Below are 3850 nucleotides of genomic sequence, written 5' to 3'. Positions count from 1 at the left end.
GTCGTCGCACCGGCAGCGGCACCGAGCGTGGCCTCGGTGCTCGCGCCCCTGGCTGTCGCCGTAGCGCCGGAAAACGCCAATGATGCGCTGGTGCAGGCCCAGTCCCATATCGACCGCGGTCACTTGAACCAGGCGGCCGATGTATTGGAGCAAGCCATCAAGTACGAAACAAAGCGCAGCGACTTGCGCTTGAAACTGATGGAAGTCTACGGCCTGCAAAACGACAAGGACGGTTTCATCACCCAGGAGCGTCAACTGGTGGCCAATGGTGAAAACCATGCCCAGGTCGAGCAGCTTAAGTCGCGTTTCCCGGCCATGGCCGTGTTGGCCGCGGGGGTGAGTGCCGCCGTGGCCGCCGCCGCGCTGGACGCTCAATACGTCAAGGATCTGATGGAAGACAAGCCCGCTTCCGTGCCGCAAGCTGAAGCAGAGGCGTTCGACACCGATTTCGATCTGAGCCTGGACGAGCTGGAGGCGGCTTCACCGGCGGCGGTGGACAATGCCGATCAGCAGACCTTCGAGGCGCTGCTGCAGCAAGAGACCGAAGCCAAGCCAGCTTCGGAAGACCTGTCGGACTTTGATCTCGACCTGCAGTTGGAGCCGCCGTCTTCCCAGTCCGATGACGACTTCCTCTCGGGGCTCGAAGATCAGATGAAGGATGTGTCGCCGGTCGAACCGCCGACCCTGACCCCGGCCGCCCTGGATGACCTCGACTTGCCGGAAGACTTCGACCTGTCCCTGGCCGACGAGCCGGAGGCCCCGGCGGCCAAGCCCGATGCGTTCGCCTCGGAACTGGATGACGTCAACGCCGAACTCGATCGTCTGTCCCAGAGCCTGGAAAGTCCGCCGATCGAACCGTCTTTCACCGCCGAAGACGCGGCGTTGGGCGGTGATGAGCCGGAATTCGACTTCCTCTCCGGTACCGATGAAGTCGCCACCAAGCTGGACCTCGCCCAGGCCTATATCGACATGGGCGATGCGGACGGCGCGCGGGATATCCTTTCCGAAGTGCTGACCGAGGGTGATGAAGCCCAGCGCGGCGAAGCCAAGGAAATGCTTGGCCGACTGGCGTAATCGCCAGGGGTTAACCCAGACGGCGGCCTTCGGGCCGCCGTTTTGCGTTGCCGGCACCAAACACATGGCGTCTGGGGCGCAGCGCCTTATAATGCCCGCCTTTGCGCAACTCATCAGGCTCTCAGTTCTTGGCAAATATAGATAACCCGGCTGCCGAAATGGCGGCTGCAGGCTTTTACCGCATCGCCCTCGGCGTGGAATACAAAGGTTCGCGCTATTGCGGCTGGCAGCGCCAGGCGTCCGGCGTGCTGACGGTGCAGGAAACCCTGGAAAAGGCCCTGTCCAAAGTCGCTGACTCGCCGGTATCGCTGATGTGCGCTGGGCGCACCGATGCAGGCGTACACGCCTGCGGCCAGGTGGTGCACTTCGATACTCAGGCCGAGCGCTCGATGAAGGCGTGGGTGATGGGCGCTAATATCAATTTGCCCCATGACGTCAGTGTCAGTTGGGCGAAGGTCATGCCGGCGCATTTTCATGCGCGCTTCAAGGCTATCGCCCGGCGTTACCGCTATGTGATCTACAACGACCAGATCCGCCCGGCGCACCTCAACCAAGAAATCACCTGGAACCACCGCCCGCTGGATGCCGAGCGCATGGCCGAGGCCGCGCAGCACCTGGTTGGCGTCCACGATTTCAGCGCGTTCCGCGCCGGCCAGTGCCAGGCCAAGTCGCCGATCAAGGAAGTCCATCACCTACGGGTCACGCGTCACGGCAAGATGATTGTGCTGGATATCCGCGCCGGGGCGTTCCTGCACCATATGGTGCGCAACATCGCCGGTGTGCTGATGACCATCGGCACAGGTGAACGCCCGGTGGAGTGGGCCAAGGAAGTGCTGGAGAGCCGCATTCGCCGTACCGGCGGTGTCACGGCGCATCCGTTTGGCCTGTATCTGGTGGAGGTGGAGTATCGCGACGAGTTCGAGCTACCGCAGCGCTTCGTCGGGCCACACTTCCTCACCGGTTTCAGCGAACTTGGCGGCTGACGCCCGGAAAAGCTTTTGTTACCATCCGGGACTTTCTCGGTCCAACCCCTGAGGTTTCTACGACATGTCAGCCGTTCGCAGCAAGATTTGTGGGATTACCCGCATAGAAGACGCGCTGGCGGCAGTCGAAGCGGGGGCGCACGCCATCGGTTTCGTGTTTTATGCCAAGAGCCCGCGGGCGGTGAGTGTGGTGCAGGCACGGGCGATCATCGCCGCGCTGCCGCCGTTCGTGACCACCGTGGGCTTGTTCGTCAACGCCAGCCGTTGCGAACTCAACGAAACCCTGGATGCTGTGCAGCTGGACATGTTGCAGTTTCACGGCGATGAAACCCCTGACGAGTGCGAAAGCTACCAGCGCCCGTATATCAAGGCGTTGAGGGTCAAGGCCGGGGATGATATCGCGGGCGCCTGCGCTGCCTACACCGGCGCGCGCGGGATTCTGCTGGACACCTACGTCGAAGGCGTACCCGGCGGCACCGGCGAAGCCTTCGATTGGTCGCTGATCCCCGAGGGGTTGAGCAAACCGATCATCCTGGCCGGCGGGCTCACCCCCGCCAATGTCGCGGCGGCGATCGAGCAGGTTCGGCCGTATGCCGTGGATGTCAGCGGGGGCGTAGAGCAGGGCAAGGGCATCAAGGATCACAGCAAGATTCGCGCTTTCTTGCAGGCTGTGCGCAACAGCAACGGCGCGATGTGACGGCTGGCAGTCTGCCGCCGTCCATAACTATCACTGTGTAAAACAGCCCGGTGCCGCCTGCGGGAGGCCCGGAAATGAAGTGGCAACCCTGCACGGGCAGGTTGTCTGGAAGGCTGAGGATGCATGCGGGAAATGGCCGGTCGAACGTCTGACCCCGTCCAACATGTGTCATCGCCACATATGAATTTAGCTCAAGGGCATACGCGGGGCTGTGTTCAAGCCACCGGTACTGGAGAAAGAAAGCATGAGCAACTGGTTAGTAGACAAACTGATCCCTTCGATCATGCGTTCCGAGGTGAAGAAAAGCTCGGTTCCTGAAGGTCTGTGGCACAAGTGCCCATCCTGCGACGCGGTGCTGTACCGCCCGGAGCTGGAAAAGACCCTGGACGTTTGCCCCAAGTGCAACCACCACATGCGTATCGGCGCTCGCGCGCGCATCGACATTTTCCTCGACGCCGATGGCCGTAACGAGCTGGGCGCTGACCTGGAGCCGGTTGACCGCCTCAAGTTCCGCGACGGCAAGAAGTACAAGGATCGCCTGACCGCTGCGCAGAAGCAGACCGGTGAGAAGGACGCGCTGATTTCGGTCAGCGGCAAGTTGCTGGGCATGCCGGTTGTGGTGTCGGCGTTTGAATTCTCCTTCATGGGCGGTTCCATGGGTGCCATCGTCGGTGAGCGTTTTGTGCGCGCCGCCAACTACGCCCTGGAAAATCGTTGCCCGATGATCTGCTTCTCCGCCTCCGGTGGTGCGCGCATGCAGGAAGCCCTGATCTCCCTGATGCAAATGGCCAAGACCTCCGCGGTGCTGGCGCGTCTGCGGGAAGAGGGTATCCCGTTCATCTCCGTGCTGACCGACCCGGTGTACGGTGGCGTGTCTGCCAGCCTGGCGATGCTGGGCGACGTGATCGTCGGCGAGCCTAAGGCCTTGATCGGCTTTGCCGGCCCGCGCGTCATCGAGCAGACCGTTCGTGAACAACCCGAGGCGCAGTTGCCAACGCGCCTACGTCTGGTGCGCCGGGGCTTGCCCGGTATTTCGTTGCTGCTGCTGATCGGGGTGCCCTTGATTCTGTTGACCGTGCTTTACATCAGTTTCGAT

The 3850-nt window shown here is 62.2% G+C and carries 4 protein-coding genes; all 4 read left to right on the top strand.

Features of this window, described 5'->3' with window-relative positions:
• The coding region (locus tag L9Z73_RS26945) for a FimV/HubP family polar landmark protein (protein WP_282598773.1) at nt 1-1074 on the top strand (1074 nt) is incomplete at its 5' end.
• A gap of 158 nt (nt 1075-1232) precedes the next feature.
• Nucleotides 1233-2057: a tRNA pseudouridine(38-40) synthase TruA gene (gene truA / locus L9Z73_RS26940; protein ID WP_247407644.1), complete on the top strand. Its 825-nt coding sequence runs from the start codon at nt 1233-1235 to the stop codon at nt 2055-2057.
• 64 nt (nt 2058-2121) lie between these two features.
• Nucleotides 2122-2754, top strand: coding sequence for a phosphoribosylanthranilate isomerase (locus tag L9Z73_RS26935; protein ID WP_247407642.1), 633 nt, complete (start codon nt 2122-2124; stop codon nt 2752-2754).
• Nucleotides 2755-2998: 244 nt separating this feature from the next.
• The coding region (gene accD / locus L9Z73_RS26930; RefSeq protein ID WP_247407640.1) for an acetyl-CoA carboxylase, carboxyltransferase subunit beta at nt 2999-3850 on the top strand (852 nt) is incomplete at its 3' end.

Source organism: Pseudomonas emilianonis (assembly GCF_023072625.1).
Classification (GTDB): Bacteria; Pseudomonadota; Gammaproteobacteria; order Pseudomonadales; family Pseudomonadaceae; genus Aquipseudomonas; species Aquipseudomonas paraveronii.
Note: the sequence above shows the minus strand (reverse complement) of the source record. Positions and strands in the feature narration are given on the sequence as shown.

Excerpts from the sequence above, each read along its gene's own strand:
- truA (WP_247407644.1), top strand. The coding sequence starts at position 1,233 with ATGGCGGCTGCAGGCTTTTACCGCATCGCCCTCGGCGTGGAATACAAA.
- L9Z73_RS26935 (WP_247407642.1), top strand. The coding sequence starts at position 2,122 with ATGTCAGCCGTTCGCAGCAAGATTTGTGGGATTACCCGCATAGAAGAC.